29 protein-coding genes are annotated in these 25,035 nt (G+C 75.3%); 17 read left to right on the top strand and 12 right to left on the bottom strand.

The window, feature by feature from the left end; genetic code table 11:
- Genes NLX85_RS00980 through NLX85_RS00965 form a run of 4 tightly spaced genes read left to right on the top strand, consistent with a single transcriptional unit; the run spans position 1 to position 4,139 of the window.
- Positions 1-1,497, top strand: a complete 1,497-nt coding sequence (locus tag NLX85_RS00980; protein ID WP_254331134.1) for a PfkB family carbohydrate kinase — start codon at positions 1-3, stop codon at positions 1,495-1,497.
- On the top strand, positions 1,494-2,201 hold the full coding sequence (locus tag NLX85_RS00975) for an SDR family oxidoreductase (RefSeq protein ID WP_254331133.1): 708 nt from the start codon (positions 1,494-1,496) through the stop codon (positions 2,199-2,201). Before NLX85_RS00980 ends, NLX85_RS00975 begins: the two co-directional genes overlap by 4 nt.
- Positions 2,198-3,169, top strand: a complete 972-nt coding sequence (locus tag NLX85_RS00970) for a glycosyltransferase family 9 protein (protein ID WP_254331132.1) — start codon at positions 2,198-2,200, stop codon at positions 3,167-3,169. The genes NLX85_RS00975 and NLX85_RS00970 overlap by 4 nt, the downstream gene beginning before the upstream one ends.
- A complete protein-coding gene (locus NLX85_RS00965; protein ID WP_254331131.1) occupies positions 3,153-4,139 on the top strand; it encodes a DNA topoisomerase IB in 987 nt (328 codons plus the stop codon). Before NLX85_RS00970 ends, NLX85_RS00965 begins: the two co-directional genes overlap by 17 nt.
- A gap of 170 nt (positions 4,140-4,309) precedes the next feature.
- On the opposite strand, the gene NLX85_RS00960 is transcribed toward NLX85_RS00965, so the two are convergent.
- The 3 genes from NLX85_RS00960 to NLX85_RS00950 all read right to left on the bottom strand — a co-directional run bounded on the left by NLX85_RS00960 (position 4,310) and on the right by NLX85_RS00950 (position 7,675).
- The gene (locus NLX85_RS00960) at positions 4,310-5,350 is read right to left on the bottom strand and encodes a helix-turn-helix domain-containing protein (protein ID WP_254331130.1); all 1,041 of its coding nucleotides are present in this window, start codon (positions 5,348-5,350) and stop codon (positions 4,310-4,312) included.
- A gap of 123 nt (positions 5,351-5,473) precedes the next feature.
- The gene (locus NLX85_RS00955; RefSeq protein WP_254331129.1) at positions 5,474-5,977 is read right to left on the bottom strand and encodes a hypothetical protein; all 504 of its coding nucleotides are present in this window, start codon (positions 5,975-5,977) and stop codon (positions 5,474-5,476) included.
- A 66-nt stretch (positions 5,978-6,043) separates the two neighbouring features.
- On the bottom strand, positions 6,044-7,675 hold the full coding sequence (locus NLX85_RS00950) for an ATP-dependent DNA helicase RecQ (RefSeq protein ID WP_254331128.1): 1,632 nt from the start codon (positions 7,673-7,675) through the stop codon (positions 6,044-6,046).
- A gap of 116 nt (positions 7,676-7,791) precedes the next feature.
- Here NLX85_RS00950 and NLX85_RS00945 point away from each other — a divergent pair, with 116 nt between their 5' ends.
- Positions 7,792-8,631, top strand: a complete 840-nt coding sequence (locus tag NLX85_RS00945; protein WP_254331127.1) for a class I SAM-dependent methyltransferase — start codon at positions 7,792-7,794, stop codon at positions 8,629-8,631.
- A 79-nt stretch (positions 8,632-8,710) separates the two neighbouring features.
- Positions 8,711-9,382 (top strand): TetR/AcrR family transcriptional regulator, encoded by a 672-nt coding sequence (locus NLX85_RS00940; protein WP_254331126.1) that lies wholly within the window; start codon positions 8,711-8,713, stop codon positions 9,380-9,382.
- Here the strand turns inward: NLX85_RS00940 and NLX85_RS00935 are convergent.
- Both NLX85_RS00935 and NLX85_RS32910 read right to left on the bottom strand, forming a co-directional pair.
- On the bottom strand, positions 9,349-10,299 hold the full coding sequence (locus NLX85_RS00935) for a TIGR03557 family F420-dependent LLM class oxidoreductase (protein ID WP_254331125.1): 951 nt from the start codon (positions 10,297-10,299) through the stop codon (positions 9,349-9,351). The two genes, NLX85_RS00940 and NLX85_RS00935, sit on opposite strands and share 34 nt — an antisense overlap.
- An 85-nt stretch (positions 10,300-10,384) precedes the next feature.
- Positions 10,385-10,507 (bottom strand): hypothetical protein, encoded by a 123-nt coding sequence (locus tag NLX85_RS32910; RefSeq protein ID WP_256566104.1) that lies wholly within the window; start codon positions 10,505-10,507, stop codon positions 10,385-10,387.
- 136 nt (positions 10,508-10,643) lie between these two features.
- On the opposite strand from NLX85_RS32910, the gene NLX85_RS00930 reads away from it, so the two are divergent.
- Positions 10,644-12,146 (top strand): glycoside hydrolase family 3 protein, encoded by a 1,503-nt coding sequence (locus NLX85_RS00930; protein ID WP_254331124.1) that lies wholly within the window; start codon positions 10,644-10,646, stop codon positions 12,144-12,146.
- Between the two features lie 39 nt (positions 12,147-12,185).
- Here NLX85_RS00930 and NLX85_RS00925 read toward each other — a convergent pair whose 3' ends face one another.
- Together NLX85_RS00925 and NLX85_RS00920 are read right to left on the bottom strand one after the other, a co-directional pair.
- The gene (locus tag NLX85_RS00925; protein WP_254331123.1) at positions 12,186-12,473 is read right to left on the bottom strand and encodes a GNAT family N-acetyltransferase; all 288 of its coding nucleotides are present in this window, start codon (positions 12,471-12,473) and stop codon (positions 12,186-12,188) included.
- Complete coding sequence (locus NLX85_RS00920; RefSeq protein WP_254331122.1) at positions 12,470-13,696, bottom strand: cysteine desulfurase-like protein; 1,227 nt, start codon at positions 13,694-13,696, stop codon at positions 12,470-12,472. Before NLX85_RS00920 ends, NLX85_RS00925 begins: the two co-directional genes overlap by 4 nt.
- A 74-nt stretch (positions 13,697-13,770) precedes the next feature.
- On the opposite strand from NLX85_RS00920, the gene NLX85_RS00915 reads away from it, so the two are divergent.
- The 7 genes from NLX85_RS00915 to NLX85_RS00885 all read left to right on the top strand — a co-directional run bounded on the left by NLX85_RS00915 (position 13,771) and on the right by NLX85_RS00885 (position 18,127).
- Entirely contained in the window at positions 13,771-14,136 is a 366-nt protein-coding gene (locus NLX85_RS00915) for a hypothetical protein (protein WP_254331121.1), read from the top strand.
- A 61-nt stretch (positions 14,137-14,197) separates the two neighbouring features.
- Entirely contained in the window at positions 14,198-15,019 is an 822-nt protein-coding gene (locus NLX85_RS00910) for a DUF1206 domain-containing protein (RefSeq protein WP_254331120.1), read from the top strand.
- A gap of 77 nt (positions 15,020-15,096) precedes the next feature.
- The gene (locus tag NLX85_RS00905) at positions 15,097-16,293 is read left to right on the top strand and encodes a mechanosensitive ion channel family protein (protein ID WP_254331119.1); all 1,197 of its coding nucleotides are present in this window, start codon (positions 15,097-15,099) and stop codon (positions 16,291-16,293) included.
- 300 nt (positions 16,294-16,593) lie between these two features.
- Positions 16,594-17,028, top strand: a complete 435-nt coding sequence (locus tag NLX85_RS00900) for a phage holin family protein (RefSeq protein WP_254331118.1) — start codon at positions 16,594-16,596, stop codon at positions 17,026-17,028.
- A complete protein-coding gene (locus NLX85_RS00895; RefSeq protein ID WP_091310072.1) occupies positions 17,025-17,366 on the top strand; it encodes a DUF3618 domain-containing protein in 342 nt (113 codons plus the stop codon). Before NLX85_RS00900 ends, NLX85_RS00895 begins: the two co-directional genes overlap by 4 nt.
- Positions 17,363-17,635, top strand: coding sequence for a DUF4235 domain-containing protein (locus NLX85_RS00890; RefSeq protein WP_254331117.1), 273 nt, complete (start codon positions 17,363-17,365; stop codon positions 17,633-17,635). The genes NLX85_RS00895 and NLX85_RS00890 overlap by 4 nt, the downstream gene beginning before the upstream one ends.
- A gap of 288 nt (positions 17,636-17,923) precedes the next feature.
- Positions 17,924-18,127, top strand: a complete 204-nt coding sequence (locus NLX85_RS00885) for a cold-shock protein (protein WP_091424054.1) — start codon at positions 17,924-17,926, stop codon at positions 18,125-18,127.
- A 93-nt stretch (positions 18,128-18,220) separates the two neighbouring features.
- Here NLX85_RS00885 and NLX85_RS00880 read toward each other — a convergent pair whose 3' ends face one another.
- Both NLX85_RS00880 and NLX85_RS00875 read right to left on the bottom strand, forming a co-directional pair.
- The gene (locus tag NLX85_RS00880) at positions 18,221-18,418 is read right to left on the bottom strand and encodes a hypothetical protein (RefSeq protein WP_254331116.1); all 198 of its coding nucleotides are present in this window, start codon (positions 18,416-18,418) and stop codon (positions 18,221-18,223) included.
- Positions 18,419-18,509: 91 nt separating this feature from the next.
- A complete protein-coding gene (locus NLX85_RS00875; protein WP_254331115.1) occupies positions 18,510-19,493 on the bottom strand; it encodes an aldo/keto reductase in 984 nt (327 codons plus the stop codon).
- A gap of 84 nt (positions 19,494-19,577) precedes the next feature.
- Here NLX85_RS00875 and NLX85_RS00870 point away from each other — a divergent pair, with 84 nt between their 5' ends.
- Both NLX85_RS00870 and NLX85_RS00865 read left to right on the top strand, forming a co-directional pair.
- Entirely contained in the window at positions 19,578-20,405 is an 828-nt protein-coding gene (locus NLX85_RS00870; RefSeq protein WP_254331114.1) for a trans-aconitate 2-methyltransferase, read from the top strand.
- Entirely contained in the window at positions 20,402-21,427 is a 1,026-nt protein-coding gene (locus NLX85_RS00865) for an adenosine deaminase (protein ID WP_254331113.1), read from the top strand. The genes NLX85_RS00870 and NLX85_RS00865 overlap by 4 nt, the downstream gene beginning before the upstream one ends.
- Here the strand turns inward: NLX85_RS00865 and NLX85_RS00860 are convergent.
- The 3 genes from NLX85_RS00860 to NLX85_RS00850 form a co-directional block, all read right to left on the bottom strand.
- Complete coding sequence (locus NLX85_RS00860) at positions 21,384-21,659, bottom strand: hypothetical protein (protein WP_254331112.1); 276 nt, start codon at positions 21,657-21,659, stop codon at positions 21,384-21,386. The two genes, NLX85_RS00865 and NLX85_RS00860, sit on opposite strands and share 44 nt — an antisense overlap.
- Before the next feature lie 235 nt (positions 21,660-21,894).
- Positions 21,895-23,283 (bottom strand): HAMP domain-containing sensor histidine kinase, encoded by a 1,389-nt coding sequence (locus NLX85_RS00855; protein WP_254331111.1) that lies wholly within the window; start codon positions 23,281-23,283, stop codon positions 21,895-21,897.
- 29 nt (positions 23,284-23,312) lie between these two features.
- Positions 23,313-24,002 (bottom strand): response regulator transcription factor, encoded by a 690-nt coding sequence (locus NLX85_RS00850; RefSeq protein WP_089155714.1) that lies wholly within the window; start codon positions 24,000-24,002, stop codon positions 23,313-23,315.
- Between the two features lie 73 nt (positions 24,003-24,075).
- Between NLX85_RS00850 and NLX85_RS00845 the strand changes: the two genes are divergently transcribed.
- Positions 24,076-25,002 carry an ADP-ribosylglycohydrolase family protein gene (locus tag NLX85_RS00845; protein WP_254331110.1) on the top strand — a complete coding sequence of 309 codons (927 nt, stop codon included), beginning with the start codon at positions 24,076-24,078 and terminating at the stop codon, positions 25,000-25,002.
- Positions 25,003-25,035 lie beyond the last annotated feature (33 nt).

The raw sequence follows: 25,035 nt of genomic DNA, 5'->3' as shown, positions 1-25,035 counted from the left end.
ATGACGGGACCCGTGGTGGTGCTCGGTGACACCCTGCTGGACCGGGACGTCGAGGGGGTGGTGAACCGGCTCTGCCCGGACTCCCCGGTGCCGGTGCTCGAGGAGACCACGCACGTCGACCGCCCCGGCGGCGCCGGCCTCGCCGCCGTCTTCGCCGCCGCCGAGGGCGCCGAGGTGGCCCTGGTCACCGCGGTCGCCGACGACGCGGGTGGGGCCCGGCTCGGCACCCTGCTCGCCGCCGCCGGTGTGCAGCTGTACGCGCTGCCGCTGGCCGGGGCCACCCCGGAGAAGATCCGGCTGCGGGCCCGCGGCCGGGTGCTGCTGCGCCACGACCGGGGCGGGTCGGCCGGCGATCCGGGCGAGCCCAGCGAGGCGGTGCTGCGCCTGATCGCCACCGCCTCCGCCGTGCTGGTCAGCGACTACGGCCGGGGCGTCGCCCGGCATCCGGCACTGCGCGCCGCGCTCGCCGCGACCCGGGCGCCGGTGGTCTGGGACCCGCACCCGCGCGGTCCGGCCGCGGTGCCCGGGGTGAGCCTGGCGACCCCGAACGAGTCCGAGGCGCGCGAGCTGGCCAAGGCGCCGCCGGGCGCGTCCCGGCTGGTCACCGCGTCCCGGGGCGCCCAGGCGCTGCGCCGGCGCTGGCAGGCCGGCGCCGTGGCGGTGACCCTGGGCGGGGACGGCGCACTGCTCTGCCACGCCGGCTCCACCCCGCTGGTGGTGCCCGCCCCGGCCGCCGAGGGGGACACCTGTGGCGCCGGGGACCGGTTCGCCGCCGCGGCCACCCTGGCCCTGGCCCGGGGCGCCCTGGTCTCCGAGGCGGTGCAGGAGGCGGTCGCCGAGGCGTCCGCGTACGTCGCCGTCGGGGGAGTGGCCACCGCGCTGCCCGCCCCGGTCCGGACCGCCGCCCCTGCGGTGGTCGTCGGCGGCGGGGACCGGATCGGCGCCGCCGCGGCCGGCGAGGTGGTGGCCCGGGTACGCGCGGCCGGCGGCACGGTCGTGGCCACCGGCGGCTGCTTCGACCTGCTGCACGCCGGGCACGTGGCGACCCTCCAGGCGGCCCGGCAGCTCGGCGACTGCCTGGTGGTCTGCCTCAACTCCGACGCCAGCGTGGCCGGGCTGAAGGGCCCGGAGCGGCCGGTCGTGCCGCAGGGCGACCGCGGGCGGCTGCTTGCCGCGCTGGGCTGCGTCGACGCGGTGCTGATCTTCGACGAGCCCACCCCGCACGCGGCGTTGTCCTGGCTGCGACCGGACATCTGGGTCAAGGGCGGCGACTACGCCAGCGGCGGCGGCGCGGAGACCCTGCCCGAGGGGGAGGTCCTGGCCCGCTGGGGCGGGCACACGGTGGTCGTGCCCTACCTGGACGGCCGTTCCACCACCGACATGATCGCGGCGGCCCGGGCCGGGCGGGGCACGGCGGGCTGGCCCGGCCCGGCGGTGCCGGCGGCGGAGCCGGCCGGGGAGACGGTCGTCCGGTCGACGGCGAAGGGAGCACGATGAGCGAGCGCAGCGGTCCGCCCGGGACCGGCTCCACCGTCCTGGTCACCGGCGGGTCCAGCGGACTGGGCGCGGCGGTGGTCGCCGCGGTGGCCCGGGCCGGCGGCCGTCCGCTGGTGCTGGACCGGCAGCGCCCCGCCGACGGGGTGCCCTGGGTCGAGTGCGACCTGGCCGACACCCGGGCCGCCGAGGCGGCCACCCGCGACCTCGCGGAACGCTCGGGCGGGCTGGACGGAGTGGTCACCGCGGCCGGGATGGACGTGCCGGGGAAGCTCATCGACGTGCCGGCGGAGACCTGGGAACGGATCGTCACGGTGGACCTGCTCGCCACCGCCGCGGTGATCCGGGCCGCGCTGCCCTTCCTGGAGGCGTCCCGGGGCAGCATCGTCACCGTCGCCTCCACGCTCGGGGTGAAGGCGGTCAGCGACGCGACCGCGTACTGCGCGGCGAAGTTCGGGGTGGTGGGCTTCACCCGGGCGCTCGCCGCCGAGCTGGCCGGCGCCGTCGGGGTCACCCTGCTCATCCCCGGCGGCATGCGCACCGCCTTCTTCGACGAGCGGGACGTCCGGTACCGCCCCGGCCCGGACGCCGTGCTCAACGAGCCGGCCGACACCGCCGCCGCGGTCATGTTCGCCCTCTCCCAGCCGGCCGGTTGCGCCGTACGCGAGATGGTGGTCTGTGCCGAGCAGGAGTCCTCGTACCCGTGATCCTGGTGCTGCGGGCGCTCGGGGTCGGCGACCTGGCCACCGCCGTCCCGGCGCTGCGGGGCCTGCGCGCCGGCCTCCCGGGCCGGGAGCTGGTGCTCGCCGCGCCCGCGTGGCTGGCGCCGCTGGCCGAGCTGACCGGGGTGGTCGACCGGGTGCTGCCCACCTCGGGGCTGGCCGACCGGGCGGCGTGGCCCGGGCCGCCGCCCGAGGTGGCGGTCAACCTGCACGGGCGCGGCCCGCGGTCGCACCGGATGCTCGCCGCCGCCCGGCCGGGCCGGCTGCTCGCCCACCGCAACGCCGAGGCCGGACACCTCGCCGGCCCGGCCTGGGACGACGACGAGCACGAGGTGCGCCGCTGGTGCCGGCTGCTGCACTGGTACGGCCTCCCGGCCGACCCCGGCGACCTGGCGCTGCGCCGCCCGCCCGCGGCCGGCGTGCCGGCCGGCGTCACGGTGTTGCACCCCGGCAGCAAGATCCCCGCGAAGCGCTGGCCGGCCGACCGTTTCGCGGCGCTGGCCCGGACCCTCACGGCCCGGGGGCACCGGGTGGTGCTCACCGGCTCGACCGACGAGCGGGACCTGGCCGCCCGGGTGGCGCGGGACGCCGCGCTGCCCCCGGCCGCGGTGCTCGCCGGCCGCACCGGCCTCGCCGAGCTGGCCGCGCTGGTGGCCGACGCCCGGCTGGTGGTCAGCGGGGACACCGGGGTGGCCCACCTGGCCACCGGCTACGGCACCGCCTCGGTGGTGCTCTTCGGGCCGGTGCCGGCGGCGCACTGGGGCCCGCCGCCCGATCGCGCCCGGCACCGGGTGCTCGGGGCCACCGACCGTGCCGGTATCGACGCCGATTGGCCCGCTTCCGGTGGGGTAGGAACCCACCCGACATTGGCGGCCATCGAGGTCGACGAGGTGGTGGCCGCAGTGGACGAGGCGGAACGGGCGGTGCGGGTCTCCGGTGCGATTGCGGCGTAGTGATCCGGGCAGGCCGGGGTACGGACGCCGGCGGCGCGGCAAGGGCTGGCTCTTCGTGGACGCGAAGGGCGAACCGGTGCGCGACCCCGACGAGCTGGGCCGGCTGCGGGAGCTGGTCGTCCCGCCGGCCTGGCGGGACGTGTGGATCTCGCCGTACCCGAACGGGCACATCCAGGCCACCGGGATCGACGCGGCGGGGCGCAAGCAGTACCTCTACCACCCGAAGTGGCGGGAGAAGCGGGACGAGGCCAAGTTCGACCACGTGCTGGAGGTGGCCCACCGGCTGCCCGCGCTGCGCGACCGGGTCGCGCATGACCTGGCGCTGCGCGGGCTGCGGCGGGAGCGGATCCTGGCCACCGTCGCGCGGCTGCTCGACATGGGCACGTTCCGGGTCGGCAGCGACCAGTACGCCACCGGTGAGGACGCCACCTTCGGCGTGTCCACCCTGCGCCCCGAGCACGCCCGCTCGCGGGGCGGCTGCGTGGTCTTCGAGTTCCCCGCCAAGGGCGGCATCGAGCAGGTCCGCCGCATCGAGGACCCCGAGCTGTGCCGGGTGCTGACCAACCTGCGCCGCCGGCGGCGGTCCGAGGAGCGCCTGTTCGGCTACTGGGACGGCCGGACCTGGCGGGACGTGCGCAGCGACGAGGTCAACGACTACCTGCGCGACGCCAGCGGCGGGGAGATGACCGCCAAGGACTTCCGCACCTGGCACGCCACCGTGCTGGCCGCCGCCGAGCTGGCCACGGTCGGCCCGCAGCGCTCCACGACGGCCCGCCGGCGGGCGGTGGCGGCGGTGATGCGCTCGGTCGCCGACCTGCTTGGCAACACGCCCACGGTGGCCCGGACGTCCTACGTGGACCCGCGGGTGGTCGACCTCTACCACGACGGGGTGCTGGTCCCGGTGCAGCCGGACATGCCCCGCGAGGCCGTGGAGAAGGCCGTCCTGGTGCTGCTGGAGGAGGAGGCCTGACCGGCCCCGCCGTCAGTCCTGGGGGGAAGCACGACGGGGCCGGAAACCGGTGCGGGCCGTCGAGGGTGGGTGGCGTTACCGGGCGGTCGCCCGCGGCTGAGCTGCCGCGGGCGCCTCGCCACGGCCCCCCGATACCAGTGGGCCGCGCCGGTCGCCCGGCCGGCCCGCACTCAGTATGTCCGCTCCGAGTTGATTGCGGATGCCGTGGTGTTGACGATCCGTGCCGGTTGCAGGTGGCGCGCCCGGTACGCCTGGGGCGTCTCCGCGTACGCGGCCCGGAACGCCCGGCTGAAGTGGGCCTTGTCGCGGAAGCCCCAGCGGGCGGCGACGAGCTGGATCGGCCGGTCGCCCAGCGCCGGGTCGGCGAGGTCCCGGCGGCACCGCTCCAGCCGCTCGTCCCGGATGTACGCCGCGACCGTGGTCTCCTCGGCCTCGAAGAGCCGGTGCAGAGACCGGACCGAGACGTGGTGCGCGTCGGCGATCGACTGCGGGCTCAGCGCGGCGTCGCCGAGGTGCTGGCGGACGTGCGAGCGCACCTGGGCCAGCAGGGCCCGCCGCCGCACCTCGGTGGGCACCGCGTCCTCGGAGACCAGGTGCCGGCCCAGCAGAGTGGAGATCAGGTCGAGCCCGACGCCCCCGAGCCGCTCGGCGTCCGCCGCGTGGTACTGCTCGGGATGGCCGGTGAGCTGGATGAGGTAGTTCGACAGCAGCGCACCGATCCCCTCGGTGCCGGACATCCGGCCGGCGAACAGCGGGGCGAGCCGGCGCGGGGGCAGGGGCAGCGCCTCGTACGGGATGAAGGCCACGATCGACCGGACGGAGGGGTTGTCGTCGTTGCCGTGGTGGCTCAGCTCCTGCGGGCGGGCGCAGTCGTAGAAGGTGAAGTCGCCGGGGCGGCAGACGCCGCGCTGCCCGTCCTGGTCCGCGATGCCGGTGCCGGCGAGGGTCAGCGCGAGCACGTAGTAGTCGGCGTCGGAACGTTGGATCAGTTTCCGGCTCCGGACGCCGTCCAGCGAGGGGTAGCGGTGGCGGACCAGCTGCATGGGGCCCAGGTCGAGGAACTCCGAACGCGCGACGAAGTTGTCGGCGTGCTCTGTGCGTACCCGCATGAGCCCGGGCGTGCCGGCGAGCATGTCCAGCCACAGTCCGAAGCGGTCGGCGGCGGGCACCTGCTCCGTGTCGAAGACCTGCCGCTGCAATTCCGTATCCATGCACGACCCCCGTGGTTCGGTCACCCTTCATCAAGCAGGACGCCCCACGAGGCCGGGAGTTGCACTCGTGGGGCGTGACATATCCGTCATTGACCGGCGTGAAATTTTCTGTTAACAGTCCGGTCAGTCGGTGAGCACGTGCGCGAGCCGGTCGCGGAAGCGCCGCTCCGAGTCGCTCACCACGTCCCCGCCGAGGCCCAGGATGCCGCCGGTGGAGGCAGCGCCGACCACCTGCTCGGCGATCTCCACGAGCCAGTGCCGGTACGCGCCGGCCTGCCCCTCGTCGATCTTGCCGGACAGCAGCGCCGACGCCTGCCCGGCCCGGCCGAGCACGTCCTCGATCATCGCCTGCGGGTCGTCCGGGGTGATGACCGGCAGCTCCGCGCCGGCCTCGGGGTCGCCCACCCGGGACACGACCTCGCCGGCGACGGCGGCCACCAGCGGACTGGCCGACTCGCGGCCCGCGGCGATGGTCTCCAGCCCGGCGGCGTTCTCGGCCATGGTGCGCCGGGTGCCGTCGGACTCGGCCGCGGCCGCCGCGGTGAGGACCGCCTGCGGCAGACCGACCAGCAGCCCCCACTCCTCGTCGGAGAAACCGAACCCGGTGTACGCCGGCTGCTCGATCACGATCAAGCCCCTTTCGCCGTGGTCGTCGTTGTCGACGGGCACCGCTCCCGCGGTGCCCGGGTCAGGCTAGTCCAGCTCCAGCAGGCCCTGTTCGGACACCACGCGGACGGACAGCGTCTTGTAGCCCACCTCGTCGAAGAGGACTGTCATCTTGTCCTCCTCGTAGCTGAGCACCAGGCCGGCGCCCCACTCCGGGTGCCGTACCTGGCTGTGCACCGGGAACGGGCCGACGGCGCCGTCGCCGGCGACGCTGGTGCCGGCGTGGCAGTTGTCGCAGTGCCCGCAGACCTCGCTCATCTGCTCGCCGAAGTAGGCCAGCAGCGCCTGCCCCCGGCAACCGGTGGTCTCCGCGAAGGCACGCATCATGTCGGTGCGCGACCGCGTCACGGTCTGCTGCCGCTCCGCCTCGGCGAGCGCGGCCCGGCCGGACTCGGCGGCCGCCGGGGCGTACCGGGGGGCGGCGATCCGCTGCCGGGCGCGGGGTTCGGCGGCGCCCACCTGCTCCAGCAGCGACAGGTACTGGCCGAGCTTGCGCGGTCCGAGCCCGGTCAGCTCGCGCAGCTCCTTCTTGTTCCGGGCCTGCTTGCGCAGCAGCGCGGCGAGTTCGGTCAGTTCCTTCTCGTCGGGCAGGCCGCCGCTGAAGTAGCGCTGGAGGCCGACGTCCTCGGCGCGCCAGAGCAACAGCACCCGGGCGGGCGCGCCGTCCCGGCCGGCCCGGCCGATCTCCTGGAAGTAGCTGTCCGGCGAGTCGGGCAGCGCCATGTGCACCACCCAGGCGATGTTCGGCTTGTCGATGCCCATGCCGAACGCCGAGGTGGCCACCATGATCGGCACCTGGTCGGCGAGGAACGCCTCGTGCAGGTCGTTGCGGGCGTTCGTCGGCATCCCGCCGTGGTAGTACTGCGCCGGGAAGCCCGCGTCGGTGAGCCGCTGGGCCAGTTCCTCGGCCGCCCGCCGGGTCGGCACGTAGATGATGCCGGGCCGCTCGTCGTCGCGCAGCAGCGCGACCAGCCGCCGCCACCGGTAGTCGTCGGTGGGGCAGTGCGCCACCTCGAGGAAGAGGTTGGGGCGGTCCAGCCCGGACACCACCACCTCGGGGTCGCGCAGTCGCAGCCGGGCGACGATGTCGTCGCGGACCGGCGGGGAGGCGGTGGCGGTCAGCGCCACGACCGGCGGCCGGCCGATGCCCTCGATGAGGTGGCCGAGCGCCAGGTAGTCCGGGCGGAAGTCGTGCCCCCAGGCGGAGATGCAGTGCGCCTCGTCGATGGCGACCAGCGCCGGCTTGAGCGCGCGGACCTCGGCGAGCCGGTCCGGGTTGCTCAGCGCCTCCGGGGTGATGAACAGGAACTCGGCCCGTCCCGCCCGGATCTCCTCGATCGCCCCGGCCTGCTGGGCCGCGGTCTCGTCGGAGCTGATCCGGACCGCCCGCAGCTCGGGGCGTTGCCGCTCGTTGAGCGCGGCGATCTGGTCCTGCTGGAGGGCGAGCAGCGGGGAGATGACCACCGTGGGGCCGGGGATCAGGCTGGCCGGGATCTGGTAGATCGCCGACTTGCCGGCGCCGGTGGGGAGCACCACCAGGGCGTCGCGGCGCTTCATGACCGCGCGCATGGCGGCCAGCTGGTTGGGCCGGAGGGCGGTCCAGCCGAAGAGGCTCTTGGCCGCGCGGCGCAGGGTCGTGGAGTGCGTGGTCAGTCTCATCAGTGGCCGCAGGTACCCCTGGCGATCACCCGCGAAACCGGGCGGGGTTGACGGTCACCGTCACGCGCACGCATTATGAATGCTCGTTCATGAACAAGCGTTCATCAGGAGGCGCCGTGCGGACCATCCCGAACGACCAGCAGGAGCGGGCCTGGAACGGTTACGAGGGCCGGCACTGGGCCGACCACCAGCGGCGGTACGACGCGATCAACAGCGGCTTCAACGAGCCGCTGCTCGCCGCGGTCCGGCCCGGCGACCGGGTGCTCGACGTCGGCTGCGGCACCGGCCAGCTCACCCGCCTTGCCGCCCGCCGCTCCGGCGCCGGCACGGCCCTCGGGGTGGACCTCTCCGCGCCGATGCTGGACCGGGCTCGGGCAACGGCCGCCGCCGAGGCGGTGGGCAACGTGGACTTCGTCCGGGCCGACGCCCAGGTCCACCCCTTCCCGCCGGCGGCCTTCGACGTCGCGCTGAGCCGGTTCGGGGTGATGTTCTTCGCCGGCCCGGTCACCGCGTTCGCCAACCTCGGCCGGGCGCTGCGCCCTGGCGGGCGGCTCGCCTTCGTCTGCCTCGACGACATCCGCCGGGGAGACCTCGGCGCGGCGCTCGCCCCGCTCGCCGCGCACCTGCCGCCCACCGGCAGCGACGGCACGGCCGTCGGCGAGCCGCTCTCCCTCGCCGACCCCGCGGTGGTGCGGTCCGTCCTCACCGACGCCGGTTTCGTCGACGTGGAGTGCGCGCCCCGGCAGGAGCCGGGCACCTGGGGGCGGGACGCCGCCGACGCCGCCGCGTTCCTGGCCGGCTGGGGGCCGGTCCGGCACCGGCTCGAACCGCTCGACCCGGCGGCCGGCGACCGGGTGCGGGTCGCCCTGGCCGAGGCGGTGCGGCCGTACGAGGGGCCGGACGGCGTCCGGCTGCGCACCGCGGCCTGGCTGGTGACCGCGCGCCGGCCCGGGTGAGCCGGCGGCCGTCGACAGGCGTCCGCCGGACCCGGCTCGCTCGGGGGAGCCGGGCCCGGCGGAGCCTAGGATCCTCGTGATGGCACCCAGAAGAGCCGCCGCGCTGCGGGGCGGCGAGCAGAGCCTGCGGGAGCACCTGATCGCCGCCGCCGGGCGGCTGGTGGCCCGGCGCGGCGTGGCCGGGCTGACCGTCCGCGACATCGCCCGCGAGGCCGGTGTCGCCGACGGGGTGCTCTACAACCACTTCGCCGACAAGGAGGAGCTGCTCGCGGCCGCGCTGCACGCGCACGTGCGGGCGGTCGAGGCGGCGCGGGAGGGGGCGGCCCCGCGCCCGGGCGAGGCGACCGTCGAGGCGAACCTGCGGGCCTACCTGGACCGGGCGCTGGCGCTGCACGCGGCGATCCTGCCGGCGTTCGCCGGGCTGACCACCCAGCCGAAGCTGCTGGCCCGCCTCGGCGAGCTGCCCGCCCCGCTCGGCGGCGGACACGGGCTGCGCGGGGAGCTGGCCGGCTACGTGCGCGCGGAGCAGCGGCTCGGCCGGGTCGCCCCGACGGTCCGCCCGGAGGCGGTGGCCACGCTGGTCGTCGGGGTCTGCCACGACCTGGTCCTCGGCGGGCTGCTCGACCCGGCGGGCCCGCCCCCGCAGCCCGCCCCGGACCTGGTGGACGCCCTGGTCGCCACGCTGCTGCACGGCGTCCTGCCGGAGCGGGGCGGGGCTCAGCGCAGCCGGGGGAGCACCTCACGCTCGTAGAGGTCGAACAGGCCCTGCCAGTGCGGGCCGGTGTTGGCCACGTAGATCTCGTCGAAGCCGGCCTTGGCGTACTTGTCGATCATCTCCAGGTGGGCGTCGGCGTCGCGGCCGCAGACGAACGACTCCTTCATCATCTCCGGCTGGACGAGCTGCGCGGCCTGCTCGAAGTGGCGCGGCGACGGGAGCACCTGGGACAGCTCGCCCGGCACGCCGGCGTTGGGCCACCGCTCGTACGCGATCCGCACGCCCTCGTCCTCGCTGTCGGCGTACGCGGCCTTGAAGCCGGCCTGGCAGGGCTTGTCGCCGCCGCCGGAGTCGCGGAACCGGCGGACCATGTCGGCGTCGGGCATGGTGCTCACGTAGCCGTCACCGATCCGGGCGGCCAGCTCGATCGACTTCGGACCGAAGCCGGAGACGTAGATCGGCGGGGGAGTGTCGGGGCGGGTGTAGATCCGGGCGTGCTCCACGGTGTAGTGCTTGCCGTGGTGGTTGACGAAGTCGCCGGTCCACAGAGCCCGGATCACCTCGACCGCCTCCTCGAGCATCTCCAGCCGGACGTCGGCCTGCGGCCACGGGTCGCCGAAGATGTGCTCGTTCAGCGCCTCGCCGGTGCCCACCCCGAGCACGAAGCGCCCGTCGTGCAGCACCGCGCTGGTGGCCGCGGCCTGCGCGATCACGGCGGGGTGGATGCGGACGGTCGGGCAGGTGACCGCGGTGGTCACCGGCAGCCGGCAGACCTGGCTGAGCGCCCCGATGGTCGACCAGACGAAGGCGCTCTGGCCCTGCGCGTCGACCCAGGGGTGGTAGTGGTCGGAGATCCACAGTGCCTCGAAGCCGGCCCGCTCGGCGCCGCGGGCCTGCTCCAGCAGCTCCGCCGGGGTGTACTCCTCGCTGGACAGGAAGTAGCCGATCCTCATCGTGCCCCCTCGCCGCGTCCGGGTGCCGGGCGCACCCGGGACACCGACAGCCCTACCCCCGGGAGACCGGGTCCGAACGCGGCCGCTACCGGCGGAACATCGCCCGGATGGCGATCAGCAGGAACAGGCCGCCGACCACCAGGCCGAGCAGGCGTACGCCGGGGATGTCCGCGGCGCTGGTGGCGTCGGCGAGCAGCGCGGGATGCATGGTCGCACTCTCCCACGGGCCGGCCGGCGGTGCCAGCCGCTAACAGTAAGGATTGTTGACTATTTCCGGACGCGGTGTGACCATGTCAGCACCGCCGGGGCGGCGGGCCGTGGGGAAGACGGGGGTACGACAGCGCATGAGCGAGCGGATCGTGGGAGCGACCGGTGACCTGGCGGCCCTGGCGGCCGCCGTCCTGCAACCCGGGTTCGTCGGCACCACACCGCCGCCGTGGGTCTGCCGCTGGCTCGGCGAGGGTCTCGGATCGGTGGTCCTCTTCGCCCGCAACGTCGTCGACCACGAGCAGGTCGCCGAGCTGACCGCGAACCTGCGCGCCGAGCGGCCCGACGTGATCGTGGCCATCGACGAGGAGGCCGGCGACGTCACCCGGATCGAGTCGGCCCGGGGCAGCTCGCGGCCCGGCAACTTCGCGCTCGGCGCGGTCGACGACCCGGCGCTGACCGAGGAGGTGGCCCGGGACCTGGGCGCCGAGCTGGCCGCGGTGGGCGTGACGCTGAACTACGCCCCGGACGCCGACGTCAACTCGAACCCGGCGAACCCGGTGATCGGGGTCCGCTCGTTCGGCGCCGACCCGGCCCTGGTCGCCCGGCACACCGCCGCCTGGGTCCGCGGCCTGCAGGCCGGCGGCGTCGCCGCCTGCGCCAAGCACTTCCCCGGGCACGGTGACACCCGGGTCGACTCCCACCACGACCTGCCCCGCATCGGCGGCGACCGGGCCCGCCTGGACGCCGTGGAGCTGGCCCCGTTCCGGGCCGCCGTGGCGGCCGGGGCGCAGGCGGTGATGACCGGGCACCTGCTGGTGCCGGCGCTGGACCCGGAGCTGCCGGCCACGCTCAGCCCGCTCATCCTGGGCCGCCTGCTCCGCGAGGAGCTGGGCTTCGGCGGCGTGGTGGTGACCGACGCGGTGGAGATGCGCGCCGTCGCCGACCGGTACGGCTTCGCCGGGGCGGCCGTCCGGGCGCTCGCCGCCGGTGCCGACGCCATCTGCGTGGGCGGGGAGCGGGCCACCGAGGCCGACGCCCGCGAGCTGCGGGACGCCATCGTGGCCGCGGTGGTCTCCGGGGACCTGCCGGAGGAGCGGCTGGCCGAGGCGGCGAAGCGGGTCGGACAGCTGGCGGCCTGGACGGTCGCCGCCCGCGCCGGCCGGTCCGACGCCCGGCCCGGCGACGCCGGCTCGGCGATCGGGCTGGCCGCCGCCCGCCGGGCCCTGCGGGTGGTCGCCACCACGGGCGGGCTGCTGCCGCTGGCCGGCCCGGCCCACGTGGTGGAGTTCGCGCCGCCCCGCAACATCGCCATCGGCGAGGAGACCCCGTGGGGGATCGCCGCGCCGCTGGCCGCCCTGACCCCCGGCACCACGACCGCCCGGTACGCCCGGGAGGAGGTCCCTGCCGACCCGTCCGCCGGCACGGCCGGCCGCCCGCTGGTGCTGGTGGTGCGGGACCTGCACCGGCACGACTGGATGCGGGACGCGGTCTCCCGCGCCCTGGCCACCCGCCCCGACGCGGTGGTGGTCGAGCTGGGCGTGCCCGAGCTGGTCACCGGGGCGGTGCACGTGGCCACCCACGGCGCGACCCGGGCCGCCGCCGTCGCCGCCGCCGAACTGCTCGCCGGCGCCCGCTGACCCGACCCGGACCGGGTCGGGTCGGCCGGCCCGCCCCGGTCAGGGCTCGGGGATCACCAGGTCGGCGTAGTCGGGGTGGCGCTGGATGAACGCCCCCATGAACGGGCACTTCACCACGATCCGGTCGCCGCGCTCGCGGATCTGGTCGAGCGTGCCCCGGATCAGCGCCGAGCCCACCCCCATGTTCTGGAAGCGGTCGTCCACCTCGGTGTGCGTGAAGACCAGCACCTCCCCGCGCGGCACGTACGCGGTGAACCCGGCCAGCGCGCCGTCGACCAGGATCTCGAAGCGGTGCTTCGCGGGGTTCTCCTCGACCAGGAAGCTCACCGGGCCATTCTCTCCCCGGCGGCCGCCAGCCGGTCCAGTTCGGCGAGCAAGCGGTCCACCTCCTCGGCGGTGTTGTAGTGGTAGACGCTCGCCCGGACCGCGCCGCCGCTGTCCCGCAGGCCCATCGTCCGGAAGTACTCGTAGGCGTAGTAGTCGCCGGAGGAGAGGCAGACCCCGGCCGCGCCCAGCGCCGCGGCGGTGTCCGCCGGGCTCGACCCGGCCACCCGGAACGACACGGTGGGGCAGCGCCGGGCCGGCGAGCCGTACACGGTCACGAACGGGCGCGCGGCCAGCCCGGCCAGCAGCCGCTCGAAGACGGCCTCCTCGTGCGCTTGGGCGGCGGCCAGCCCGGCCCGGACCCGGTCCCGCCGGCTGCCGGTCGCGGCCGGGTCGAGGGTGGCCAGGTGGTCCACCGCCGCGGTCACCCCGGCCAGCAGCGGGAAGCTCGGGGTGCCGTACTCGAACCGGTCCGGGACCGCGTCGGAGGAGGGGATCAGCTTCGCGGGGCGCAGCGACGCCCACCGGGCCGGGTCGGCGGCCATCGCGGCGAGGTGCGGCCCGGACCACTTGTACGCGCTCGTCACCAGGAAGTCCGCGCCGAGCGAGGCCAGGTCGGTGGGGCCGTGCGGCACGGCGTGGACCCCGTCCACGCAGACCAGCGCGCCGGCCGCGTGCGCGGTCTTGGCGATCGTCGCCACGTCCGGCGCGGTGCCGACGGCGTTGCTGCCGGCGGTCACCGCGACCAGCCGGGTGCGCTCGGTGACCAGGTCGGCGTACTGGCCGGCGGGCAGCTCGCCGGTCGCCGGGTCGAACTCGGCCCACCGCACCGCCGCCCCGGCGGCCTCGGCCGCCTGCACCCACGGCCGGACGTTGGCGTCGTGGTCCAGCCGGGAGACCACCACCTCGTCGCCCGGCCCCCAGCCCGCGCCGAGCGTCCGGGCCAGGGTGTACGTCAGCGCCGTGGCGCTCGGCCCGAGCACCACCCCGGCGGCCTCCGCGCCGAGCAGGTCGGCCACCGCGGCGCGGGCCGCCGCGACCAGGTCCAGCGACCGCCGGCCCGGCACGAACGCGGTGCTCCGGTTGCCGGTGGCGGCGGTCATCGCGGCGCTGACCGCCTCGATCACGGGCCGGGCGGTCTGGGTGCCCCCGGCGCCGTCGAAGTGGGCGAAACCCTCGGTCAGGGCGGGGTAGGCGGCCCGGGTGCGGGCGATGTCGAAGGGCATGCCGGGACCCTAACGCGCCCCCGGCCGATCACCGGTGGGTGGCGGTGTGGCCGTCGTCTCGTACCCTTGGCCGGGTGACGAACCGACGCGTTTCCCCCTCGCCGACCCCTCTCCGCCGTGCCGCCGGCCTGTTCGCCGGGCTCGCCCTCGGCGTCGCGCTGCTGGCCGGATGCAGTTCGGAGAACGCCTCCACCGACTGCGGCCTGGACGCCTGCACGGTCACCTTCGACCGTGGCGTCGAGGCCAGCGCCAGCATCCTGGGCGTCGAGGCGAAGCTGGTCGGGGCCGAGGGCGACCAGGTCACCGTGGAGGTGGCCGGCGAGCAGCTCTCGCTCACCGTCGGCCAGCAGGCCGCCCAGGCCGGCGGCTTCTCAGTGACCCTGGACAGCGTCACCGACCAGCAGGTCGTCATCCGGGTGGCACGCGACCCGAACAGCTGATCGCGCGCCGGGCGGCGGCGGCCGACGTTTGGAAATCTTCGCACCGGGAGATTGAGGCGCCATGTCTCTCACCCGGAACGCCGGAGCCACCGCCGCCCAGGCCGCGAACAGCAGGTGGCTCGAACTGTTGACCCGGGCCGGTTTCATCGGCTACGGGATCGTGCACCTCCTCTTCGCCTGGCTGGCCCTGCAGATCGCCTTCGGCAAGTCGGGGGAGGAGGGCAACCAGAACGGCGCCCTGCGCACCCTCGGCGCCCAGCCCATGGGCAAGTTCCTGCTGGTCGCCATCGCCGTGGGGCTCTTCGCCATGGCCATCTGGCAGGCGTTCGAGGCGGTCATCGGCCACCGCTACCTGCGGGGCAGGGAGAAGCTCTTCGAGCGGATCGCCTCCGTCGTGCGCGTGATCGTCTTCGTCTGGCTGGGCTGGACCGCCATCAAGGTCGTCCAGGACGCCAGCGCCAACGCCGCCAACCAGCAGCAGCAGTTCACCGAGAAGCTGATGGCCTCCGACGGTGGCCGGTGGCTGGTCGGGCTCGCCGGGCTGGTGCTCGCCGCGGTCGGCATCGGCATGGTGATCTACGGGCTCAAGAAGAAGTTCGAGCGCAACCTCAAGACCGGCGAGATGAGCCCGAAGACGCACACCCTGACCCGCCGCCTCGGCATGGCCGGGTACGCGGCCCGGGGCGCGGTCTTCGCCCTCGCCGGCCTGCTGATCGTGGTGGCCGCCGTGAAGTACGACCCGGAGAAGGCCCGTGGCCTGGACGCCGCGCTGCGGACCCTCCGCGACCAGTCCTACGGGCCGGTGCTGCTGGCGCTCATGGCGCTCGGCATCGCCGCCTTCGGCGTCTACTGCTTCCTCCAGTCGCGCTATCGCCGGGTGTGATCCTGGTCGATACGCGATAGTCCGGGCACCATTGGGCCTTTGCCCGATTCCGCCCGGCCGGAGGGAGATGGAGAAACGTGCAGACCTACCTCGTGACCGCCGCCGCCGCGCTCGCCGCGGCGGCGGTCGCGTTGTTGCTGGTCGAGGTGGTGCACCGGCTCACCCGCCGGCTCGGCCGGCGCTCGCTGCTGATGACCGAGCTGACCGACCACTCGCACCGCTCGTTCCAGGTGGCCGCGACCGTGCTCGCCGTGCAGCTCGCGGTCCGGTTCACCACCCCGTACGCGGTGGGCAGCCCCTGGCGGCAGCTGGTGCTGCACGCCCTGGTGCTCGCCCTGATCGCCGCCGCCGCCTGGCTGGTGGCCTCGCTGCTGGTGGTGGCCGAGGACACCGCGCTGGCCCGGTTCCGGGTGGACGTGCCGAACAACCGGCACGCCCGGCGGGTGCGTACGCAGGTGGTGCTGCTGCGCCGGCTGACCATCGCGGTGATCGTGGTGCTCGCCCTCGGCGTGATGCTGATGACCTTCCCGGCCGTCCGCGGCATCGGCGCCGGCGTGCTGACCAGCGCCGGTGTGGTCGGTGTGGTCGCCGCGCTGGCCGCGCAGAGCCTGCTGGGCAACGTCTTCGCCGGACTCCAGCTCGCGTTCAGCGACGCGGTACGCCTCGACGACGTGGTGGTGGTCGAGGGGGAGTGGGGCCGGATCGAGGAGCTGACGCTCAGCTACGTGGTGGTGCAGATCTGGGACGACCGCCGGCTGATCCTGCCCACCTCCTACTTCACCAGCACCCCCTTCCAGAACTGGACCCGGACCGAGGCGGCCGTGCTCGGCACCGCGGAGTTCGACCTGGACTGGGCCATCCCGGTGCAGGCCATGCGGGAGGAGCTGCGCCGGCTGTGCGAGGGCACCGAGCTGTGGGACGGCCGGGTCTGCGTGCTCCAGGTGACCGACGCGACCGGCGGCCTGGTCAAGGTCCGGGCGCTGGTCAGCGCCGCCGACGCCGGCAGCCTGTGGGACCTGCGCTGCCTGGTCCGCGAGCACCTGGTCGCCTGGGTACGCGACCAGCGCCCCACCGCCCTGCCCCGGCTGCGCGCCGAGGTGGGCGACACCGCCGGCACGCCGCCCTGGCAGGCGGTGCAGCCGCGCCGGCCGGTGCGCCGGCTGCCCGACACCGAGGTTCCCGACGACGCGCGGGTCTTCGGCGGCAGCGACGACGGCGAGGCCCGCAGCGAGGTGTTCGTGGGGCGCGAGGAGCACGCCGAAGCGCGCCGCTGACCCCGTACCCCGTTCCGGAGCCCCCGGCAGCCCCTCGCGGCGCCGGGGGCTCCGCGCGTCGTGACCTCGGCCCCGGCCGGCCCGTTGCACCTGCCGGATGCCGGTGGATTCGCGGCATGTCGGGCCGGCTGCGTTTGATCGGCCCGTTAAGGGGGACCTGCTGCGCACGCCCCGGTTCCGGCCGCCGCCCGGCGGCCGGGCCAGAAGGTGGTGCGCGGCCGGGCCGACCGGCCGCTCCGCGCAGGATTGACGGGCGGCGACTCCGGGCATACAGCGCGGTGATGATGAAAGGAGGACAGCATGGCTGACGTCGCGAGTCGCAGCACGTCCCGGACCGGGAGCGAGCCGTCCACCGCGGAACTGGTGCAGCGGGCCACCGAACAGGTCACCCGCCTGGTGCGGGACGAGTTGGCGCTGGCCCGGGCGGAACTGACCCAGAAGGGCAAGCACGCGGGGATCGGGATCGGTCTGTTCGGCGGCGGCGGGGTGATGGCCCTCTACGGCGCCGGCGCGCTGGTCGCCACGGTGATCCTGCTGCTGGACCTGGTCATGCCGGCCTGGCTGGCGGCGCTGATCGTGGCGGTGGCGCTGTTCCTGCTCGCCGGGATCCTGGCGCTCGTCGGCAAGAAGCAGGTCAGCCGTGCCGTCCCGCCGGTGCCGGAGGCGACGGTCCGCAGCGTCCGGGCGGACGTCGACACCGTCACCGCCGCGGTGAAGGACGGGAGGCGGGGATGACCGGCAACGGGACCGGGGACGTGGCGGCGCTCCGGGAGGAGATCCGCCGGACCCGGGTGGAGCTGGGTGAGACGATGGAGCTGCTCGCCGCGCGGGCCGACGTCAAGACCCTGGTCCGGCATTCCGCCGACCAGGCGAAGGCGCGGTTGCGGCAGCAGGCGGCGCTGACCGTGGCCCGGGTGCGCGGGCAGGCGGCGGAGAAGGCCCGGCTGGTCCGGGCGCAGGCGTACGAGAAGGGTGGGGCGGTCGGGCGCAACCCGGTGCCGTGGGCGGCTGTGGCCGCCGGTGCCGTGGTCACCGCGGTGGCGCTGCTGATCGTCCGAGGGAGGCGCAGGTGAGCAGGGGCATCGGCAGGGCGGCGTACAAGCCGGTCGGGGTGCTGATGGGGTTGGCCGCCGGCACCGTCGCCGGTGTCATCTTCCGGCAGGTCTGGAAGCTCACGGCCGGCGACGGCGAGGCGCCCAGCGCCACCGACGAGGACCGCCGCTGGGGCGAGATCCTGGCCGCCGCGGCCTTGCAGGGCGCGATCTTCGCGGTCGTCCGGGCCGCCGTGGACCGCGGCGGGGCGGTCGGCGTACGCCGGCTCACCGGCCACTGGCCCGACTGATTCCATACGCACGAAAGGCCCCTTTCCACCTTGGTGGACAGGGGCCTTTCGCATGGCCCGACCGGCCCGGCCAGTGGCTCTGCCGCAACCGTCAGGTCACATGTCGGAGAATTTCGTCCGGTAGGCTGTGCGAAGTTTTTGCGTACGTGGTTTGCTGTCTCACGCTGTTGAGAGACGCGTGGGTTGAGAGAAGTCTCCTTCACCGGGGGCCGCCTCAGGCGCCGCTGCTCGAAAACGGCCAATCGGCCGCACGGCGTGCTCGGCCGCCAGTTTTAGAAGGAGATACACATGGCGCAGGGAACCGTGAAGTGGTTCAACGCTGACAAGGGCTTCGGCTTCATCACCGTCGACGGCGGGGGTGCTGACGTGTTCGTCCACTTCTCGGCCATCCAGTCCAGCGGCTACCGCACGCTGGAGGAGAACCAGCGGGTGGAGTTCGAGATCGCCCAGGGTCAGAAGGGTCCGCAGGCCGAGCAGGTCCGCCCCATCTGAGCTGACGGAGCACCGGCCGCGCCGGCCGGTGCGTGAGCCCCGCGTCCCTTCCCGGGAGGCGGGGCTTTCCGCATTGTGGACGCCTTGCGCGCGTCAGCCGCGCCGGCGCCGCGCCCGCATGCCGAACCAGAGCGCGACGAGTCCGATGAGGACGAGCACCGGGCCGACGGCCGCCCAGATCCGCTGGTCGGTCAGCACGCTGCCCTCGACGTACCCCAGCCCCGACACGGTCCACAGGGCACCGAGCACGATGGCGAGCAGCCCCACGGTGAGCCGGAACCAGCCCCTCATCGTTCTCCCTCCGACGGCGCGCGTCCGGCTCCAGCATGCCCGCGGGCGCCGGCCCGCGGCGACGGCACGCCGACGCGCGGCCGCTCCGGGTTCACCACCGGTCGTGCACCTGCGGGCGGATCAGCTCGTCGTAGGTGGCACGGACGGCGGCCAGCTCCACCTCGGTGAGCGGCGGCAGGCCGGCCGCGGCGGCGTTGCGCCGGGCCTGCTCGGCGGTGCGGGCGCCCGGGATGACCACGGTGACGCCGGGCTGGTCGAGGATCCAGCGGAGCGCGAACTGGGCCATCGTCCGGTCCTCGCCGACGAGCGGCGCGAGCCGGCGCACGGCGGACAGGCCCAGGTCGTAGTCGACGCCGGAGAAGGTCTCGCCGACGTCGAAGGACTCGCCGTGCCGGTTGAAGTTGCGGTGGTCGTCCGCCGGGAAGGTCGTGTTCTCGTCGTACCGGCCGGAGAGCAGGCCGCTCGCCAGGGGCACCCGGGCGATGATGCCCACCCCGGCCTTCGCGGCCTCGGGCAGCACCCGCTCCAGCGGCTTGTGCCGCACCGCGTTGAGGATGATCTGCACGCTTGCCACGCCGGGCCGGGCGATCGCGGTGAGCGCCTGGTCGCAGGTCTCGACGCTGACCCCGTACCCGGCGACGCGCTCCTCGGCGACCAGGGTGTCCAGGGCGTCGAAGACCCGGTCGTCGGCGAAGACCGCGCTGGGCGGGCAGTGCAGCTGCACGAGGTCGAGGGTGTCCACGCCGAGGTTGGCCCGGGACCGGTCGGTCCATTCCCGGAAGTTGTCCAGGGTGTACGCCTCCGGCGCCTGCGGCACCCGCCGGCCCATCTTGGTGGCCACGGTCAGCCCGTGCCCGGGGTGCTCGCGCAGGAACCGCCCGATCAGCTGCTCGCTGCGGCCGTCGCCGTACACGTCGGCGGTGTCGAGGAAGGTGACCCCGGAGTCGACCGCGGCGCCCAGCACGTCGAGGGCGGCGCTCTCGCTGACCTCGCCCCAGTCCGCGCCGAGCTGCCAGGCGCCGAGTCCGATGATGCCGACGTGCCGGCCGAGCCGGTCGAAGCTGCGCTGTTCCACCCGGTCGAGCCTAGTGAGCCGCTTGCCGCGGCGCTCGTCGGGCCGTACCGTCTAGCAAGACGTACGTACGGTTTGGAGGCTGTCATGTGGGACCCGAGCACCTACCTGCGCTACGGCGACGAGCGCTCCCGGCCCTTCCACGACCTTGTGGCCCGGGTCCCCGCGGAGCGGCCCCGCGCGGTCGTCGACCTGGGCTGCGGCCCGGGCACCCTCACGGCGACCCTCGCCGGCCGGTGGCCGGAGAGCCGGATCGCCGGCCTGGACTCCTCCGCCGAGATGATCGCACGGGCCCGCGCAATGGCACGGGTGCGCAGCCTCGCCGGGACCGGCGTCCTGGCCGAGCCGGTCTCCTTCTCGGTCCAGGACGTGCGGGACTGGCGTCCGGAGCCCGACGCCGACGTGGTGGTCTGCAACGCGGTGCTCCAGTGGGTGCCCGGCCACCAGGAGCTGCTCACCCGGTGGGCCGCCACGCTGCCGGCCGGCGCCTGGCTGGCGTTCCAGGTGCCGGGGAACTTCGCCGCCCCGTCGCACCGCGCGCTGCGCGAGGTCGCCGGGCGGGACCGGTGGCGCGACACCCTCGCCCCGCTGCTGCGCGAGGCGCCCGTCGACGACCCGGTCGACTACGCCGCCCTGCTGGTCGGTGCCGGCTGCGCCGTCGACGCCTGGGAGACTACCTACGTGCACCTGCTCCCGGCCGCCGGCGCCGACCATCCGGTGCTGGCCTGGATGGAGGGGACGGCGCTGCGCCCGGTCCGCGCCGCGCTCGACGCCGCCGGCTGGGCCGACTTCCGCGCCGAGCTGGGGGTACGCCTCGCCGAGGCGTACCCGGTGCGGCAGGGTCAGGTGTACTTCCCGTTCCGCCGGATCTTCGTGGTGGCCCGCACCGGCGCCCGCGCAGAGGAGAACCCGTGACCGACCTGCCCACCTTCATCGCCGGACTGCCCAAGGTGGAGCTGCACGTGCACCACGTCGGCTCCGCCTCGCCCCGGATCGTGGCCGAGCTGGCCGCCCGGCACGAGGGACGCAGCCCCGTCCCGGCCGACCCGGAGGCGCTCGCCGACTACTTCGCGTTCCGCGACTTCGGCCACTTCATCGAGGTCTACCTCAGCGTCGTGGACCTCATCCGGGACGCCGACGACGTCTGGCTGCTCACCCACGAGGTGGCCCGGGAGCTGGCCCGCCAGCAGGTCCGCTACGCCGAGCTGACCGTCACGCCGTACTCCCACGTGCACCGCGGGATCCCGGCGCCGGCGTTCTGCGAGGCCATCGAGGACGCCCGCAAGCGGGCCGAGGCCGACTTCGGCATCGCGCTGCGCTGGTGCTTCGACATCCCCGGCGAGGCCGGCCTGCCGTCCGCCGAGGAGACCCTGCGGATCGCCCTGGACCAGCGGCCGGACGGGCTGATCAGCTTCGGGCTGGGCGGCCCGGAGGTCGGGGTGCCGCGGCCGCAGTTCAAGCCGTACTTCGACCAGGCCCGCGCGGCCGGGCTGCGCTCGGTGCCGCACGCCGGCGAGACCACCGGCCCGGAGACGGTCTGGGACGCGCTGCGCGAGCTCGGCGCCGAGCGGATCGGCCACGGTATCTCCGCCGCCCTCGACCCGGCGCTGCTGGCTTACCTGGCCGAGCGGCGGATCCCGCTGGAGGTCTGCCCCACCTCCAACGTCCGGACCCGGGCGGTGGCGACCATCGAGGAGCACCCGCTGCCGCAGCTCGTCGAGGCCGGCGTGCTGGTCAGCGTCAACTCCGACGACCCGCCGATGTTCGGCACCACGCTCAACGACGAGTACGCCGTGGCGGCCCGCCTGCTGAACCTCGACAACGCCGGGGTGGCCGCACTGGCCCGCGACGCGGTGACCGCCGCGTTCCTGGAGCCGGCGGAGAAGGCCCGGATCAGCGGCGAGATCGACGCGTACGCGGCGGCCGCGACGCGCTGACCGGACGGGACGGCGTCGGCCGGCGGGACACCCGCAGCGGCCGGCGCCGCCCGGCCAGGGCCAGTCCGAACCCGACCACCGCGGCCACCACCACGGCGGCGGCGGGCAGGCCGCCCGCGGAGCGGCCGGGGCCGTCCGCGTGCACGGGGTCCTGCCAGGCGGCGAGCGTGAGGGCGACACCCAGACCGATCACGGTGGCCCAGCGGAGCAGGCGGCTGACGGTCGGCGTCATCATGGTCACCTCACGCCCGGGGTGCGACTCGACGGGGGAGTGGCGCGCGGCGGGAGCGAGGTGTGGGGGGACCGAACTCCCGCCGCGCGCACGGCTCCGACGACCGGAGTTCTTACGGGGCGTCCCGGCCGACGGAACTGATGGGTTCGGTCCTTATCCTGACAGCCCGGACGCCCGTTCCGGCCGTCGTTAACCCACTCCTAAGGAGAACTTGCGGCGGCCCACAGCCACCGCCTCAGCGCGGGCGCGGCCAGCGCCGGCCGGCCCGCGGCTCCCGGGCGTCCCGCGCCATCCGGCCCACCAGGCCGAACCGGTTGACCTGCCGGGGCGTCGCCTCCGGGTCGGCCAGCAGCATCACCACGCTGGCCCCGCCGAGCCGGGCCCGGTCGATGCTCACCGAGCCGTTGGCCTGCAACGCGACCCGCTTGGCGATGTCCAGCCCCAGCCCGGTGGAGCCCTGGTCGCTGGCGCCGCGGCGCAACGCCCGGTCCGGGTCGGGGATGCCGGGGCCGGCGTCGTCGATCCGGATCGCCACCCAGCCGTCCCGCCGGCTCACCGCCACCTCGAACGCGGTGCCCTGCGGCGTGTAGCGGAAGACGTTGCCGATCACCGCGTCCAGCGCGGCGGCCAGCTCGGCCCGGGGCACCGGCGCCGGGATCCGCAGCTGCGCCCCGACCACCCGGTGCGGCCGGTTCTGGTCGCCCGCGAGGGCCGACCAGAAGACCATCCGGTCCCGGACCACCTCGCTGACGTCGCAGGTCGCCGGGCCGGTCTCCTGCCCGACCGCCTTGCGGGTCGTCTTGATCAGCTGGTCGACCTCGCCCTCCAGCGTGACGATGGCCTGCCGGATCCGCCGGATGCCGCGGCGGCGGTCCAGCTCCGCCTCGCTGAACGTGCCGATGCTGGTGTCGTCGGACTCCAGCGCCTCGGCGTCCAGCCGCAGCGCGGTCAGCGGCGTCCGCAGCCGGTGCGACAGGTCGGCCACGAGTTCCCGCTCGTCGGCGCGGAGCGCGACCAGCCGCTCGGCCATCCGGTTGAACGCGTGCCCGGCCTCCGCCAGCTCCCGCGGCCCGGTCGGCTCCACCCGCACGCCCAGCTCGCCGTCGCCGACCGCGAGGGCCGCCTTCACCAGCTCGCCGGTGGCGTCGACGGCCCGGGCGGCCACCCGGTCGACCACCACCACCGCGGCGCCGACCAGCGCCACCGCCACCGCGAGCAGCAGCAGCCACCGCCCGCCGGCACCCTCGTCGAGCACGTCGTCGGGGATGAAGACCTCCACCACGGCGACCCGGTCGCCGAGCACCACCGGGTCCAGCCGGAGGACGCCGCCGGCCACCTCGGTGACCACCGAGCGCCGCTCGGCGGCGGCCCGGTCCAGCGCCGCCGCGTCGGCGCGGCCCGCGGTCTCGTCGACCCCGATGCCGTGTACGACGGGCCGCAGCGCCGGGTCGTCGCCGCTGGCCGCAACCGCCCGCCGGACGATCTCCGGGTCGGTGCTGACCGCGAGCGCGCCGGTGACCAGCGCGCTGCGCCGGGCCGCGTCGGCCAGCTTCTCCTCCCGCTCCTGGTCGGACAGGGTGATCCCGAGCGGGACGAGGAAGGCGAGCGCGACGAGGCTGCACATGCCGGCCGTGAGCCAGGCCAGCGCCGGCCTCAGTCCGGCGCCACCAGCCGGAAGCCGACCCCCCGCACGGTGCGCAGGTAGCGCGGCTTCGCCGCGGACTCGCCCATTTTGCGGCGCAGCCAGTACAGGTGAACGTCGATGGTCTGGTCCTCGCCGACCGAAGGCTGCCGCCATACCTCCTCCAAGAGTTCCCGCCGGGACACTACCCGGCCGGGACGTGCGGCGAGATACGCCAGCAGGTCGAATTCCTTGCGGGTGAGGGCCAGGGGTTCCCCGTCCAGCACCGCGCTGCGCTCGCCCACGTCCACCCGCAGGCCGCCGACCGTGTGCACGGCCGGCTGGACGGTGCGGCTGGCCCGGCCGGCCCGGCGCAGCACGGTGGTGATCCGGGCGTCCAGGTGGGCGCCGGTGAACGGCTTGACCATGTAGTCGTCGGCGCCCGCACGCAGCAGCCGGACCACCGACTGCTCGTCGTCCCGCGCCGTGGCGATGATGATCGGCACGTCGGTGATCCCGCGCAGCATCCGCAGCGCGTCGGAGCCGTCCAGGTCGGGCAGGCCGAGGTCGAGCACCACGAGGTCGGGGGTCTCGGCGGCCACCCGGCGCAGCGCGTCCAGCGCCGTGCCGACGGCGTGCACCGCGTGTCCCCGGTCGGTGAGGGAGCGCAGCATCGCACCGCGTACGACGTGATCGTCTTCGACCAGGAGGACGGTTGCCACGTCAGCACCGTACTCGGCGTGGCAAGTTGATCGCGTTGCGGCACTCCCCGGAAACGGGCAAGCTGGGACGGCGATGACGTTCACTCTCTTCCCCGACACCCGCCTCACGCTCGCCCGCGACGCGCTGGCCGGCCTGTCGGTCGGCGACGCCCTCGGCGCCCGGTTCTTCGTGCCGGGCCGGGCCGTGGCCGCCTGGGCGGACGCGCTCCCGCCGGGCCCCTGGCCGTGGAGCGACGACACGGAGATGGCCTGCTCGGTGCTCACCGTGCTGGCCGCGCACGGTCGGGTCGACCGGGACGCCCTCGCGCTCGCCTTCGCGGCGCACTACGACCCGGCCCGTCGCTACGGCACCGGCGCCGTGGAACTCCTCGAACTCATCCGCGCCGGCACGCCCTGGCCGGTGGCCGCCGCGTCCGCGTTCGACGGGCAGGGCTCCTGCGGCAACGGGGCGGCCATGCGGGTGGCCCCGCTCGGCGCCTGGTACGCCGACTCCACCCGGCGGGCCGCCGACCAGGCCCGCGCCTCGGCCGAGGTGACCCATGCCCACCCGGAGGGGATCGCCGGGGCGGTCGCCGTGGCGGTGGCCGCCTCGCTGGCCGCCCGGGGCCGGCTGGACGGGGACCCGCCCGAGCCGGCCCGGCTGCTCACCGTGGTGGCCGGCGCCCTGGACCCGGCCGGCGAGGTGCACCGGGGCGTACGCCGGGCCGCCGCGCTGCCCGGCCACCCGGCCGCCGAGGTGGCCGACGCGCTCGGCAACGGCTCCCGGGTGACCGCGCAGGACACCGTGCCCTTCTGCCTCTGGGTCGCCGCCACCCACCTGCACGACTACCCGGCCGCGATCCGCGCCTGCGTCGAGGCGGGCGGGGACGTGGACACCACGGCGGCGATCGTCGGCGGCGTGGTGGCCGCGCACACCGGCGTGGGCACCCCCGGCGGCGTCCCGGACGGCTGGCTCGCGGCCCGCGAACCCCTCCCGGACTGGCTCACCACCCCCGCCTGACCGCCCGTCCGGCGTGGTGGATCTCTCCGCGGG

The sequence above is a fragment of the Micromonospora sp. A3M-1-15 genome, assembly GCF_024213425.1.
Taxonomy (GTDB): domain Bacteria; phylum Actinomycetota; class Actinomycetes; order Mycobacteriales; family Micromonosporaceae; genus Micromonospora; species Micromonospora chersina.
Note: the sequence above shows the minus strand (reverse complement) of the source record. Positions and strands in the feature narration are given on the sequence as shown.

What these genes read in the sequence shown, in the direction of transcription:
- NLX85_RS00980 (WP_254331134.1), top strand. Translation starts at nt 1, where the DNA reads ATGACGGGACCCGTGGTGGTGCTCGGTGACACCCTGCTGGACCGGGAC.
- NLX85_RS00975 (WP_254331133.1), top strand. Translation starts at nt 1,494, where the DNA reads ATGAGCGAGCGCAGCGGTCCGCCCGGGACCGGCTCCACCGTCCTGGTC.
- NLX85_RS00960 (WP_254331130.1), bottom strand. Translation starts at nt 5,350, where the DNA reads ATGGATACGGAATTGCAGCGGCAGGTCTTCGACACGGAGCAGGTGCCC.
- NLX85_RS00950 (WP_254331128.1), bottom strand. Translation starts at nt 7,675, where the DNA reads ATGAGACTGACCACGCACTCCACGACCCTGCGCCGCGCGGCCAAGAGC.
- NLX85_RS00940 (WP_254331126.1), top strand. Translation starts at nt 8,711, where the DNA reads ATGGCACCCAGAAGAGCCGCCGCGCTGCGGGGCGGCGAGCAGAGCCTG.
- NLX85_RS00935 (WP_254331125.1), bottom strand. Translation starts at nt 10,299, where the DNA reads ATGAGGATCGGCTACTTCCTGTCCAGCGAGGAGTACACCCCGGCGGAG.
- NLX85_RS32910 (WP_256566104.1), bottom strand. Translation starts at nt 10,507, where the DNA reads ATGCATCCCGCGCTGCTCGCCGACGCCACCAGCGCCGCGGACATCCCC.
- NLX85_RS00930 (WP_254331124.1), top strand. Translation starts at nt 10,644, where the DNA reads ATGAGCGAGCGGATCGTGGGAGCGACCGGTGACCTGGCGGCCCTGGCG.
- NLX85_RS00920 (WP_254331122.1), bottom strand. Translation starts at nt 13,696, where the DNA reads ATGCCCTTCGACATCGCCCGCACCCGGGCCGCCTACCCCGCCCTGACC.
- NLX85_RS00910 (WP_254331120.1), top strand. Translation starts at nt 14,198, where the DNA reads ATGTCTCTCACCCGGAACGCCGGAGCCACCGCCGCCCAGGCCGCGAAC.
- NLX85_RS00900 (WP_254331118.1), top strand. Translation starts at nt 16,594, where the DNA reads ATGGCTGACGTCGCGAGTCGCAGCACGTCCCGGACCGGGAGCGAGCCG.
- NLX85_RS00895 (WP_091310072.1), top strand. Translation starts at nt 17,025, where the DNA reads ATGACCGGCAACGGGACCGGGGACGTGGCGGCGCTCCGGGAGGAGATC.
- NLX85_RS00885 (WP_091424054.1), top strand. Translation starts at nt 17,924, where the DNA reads ATGGCGCAGGGAACCGTGAAGTGGTTCAACGCTGACAAGGGCTTCGGC.
- NLX85_RS00880 (WP_254331116.1), bottom strand. Translation starts at nt 18,418, where the DNA reads ATGAGGGGCTGGTTCCGGCTCACCGTGGGGCTGCTCGCCATCGTGCTC.
- NLX85_RS00870 (WP_254331114.1), top strand. Translation starts at nt 19,578, where the DNA reads ATGTGGGACCCGAGCACCTACCTGCGCTACGGCGACGAGCGCTCCCGG.
- NLX85_RS00860 (WP_254331112.1), bottom strand. Translation starts at nt 21,659, where the DNA reads ATGACGCCGACCGTCAGCCGCCTGCTCCGCTGGGCCACCGTGATCGGT.
- NLX85_RS00855 (WP_254331111.1), bottom strand. Translation starts at nt 23,283, where the DNA reads ATGTGCAGCCTCGTCGCGCTCGCCTTCCTCGTCCCGCTCGGGATCACC.
- NLX85_RS00845 (WP_254331110.1), top strand. Translation starts at nt 24,076, where the DNA reads ATGACGTTCACTCTCTTCCCCGACACCCGCCTCACGCTCGCCCGCGAC.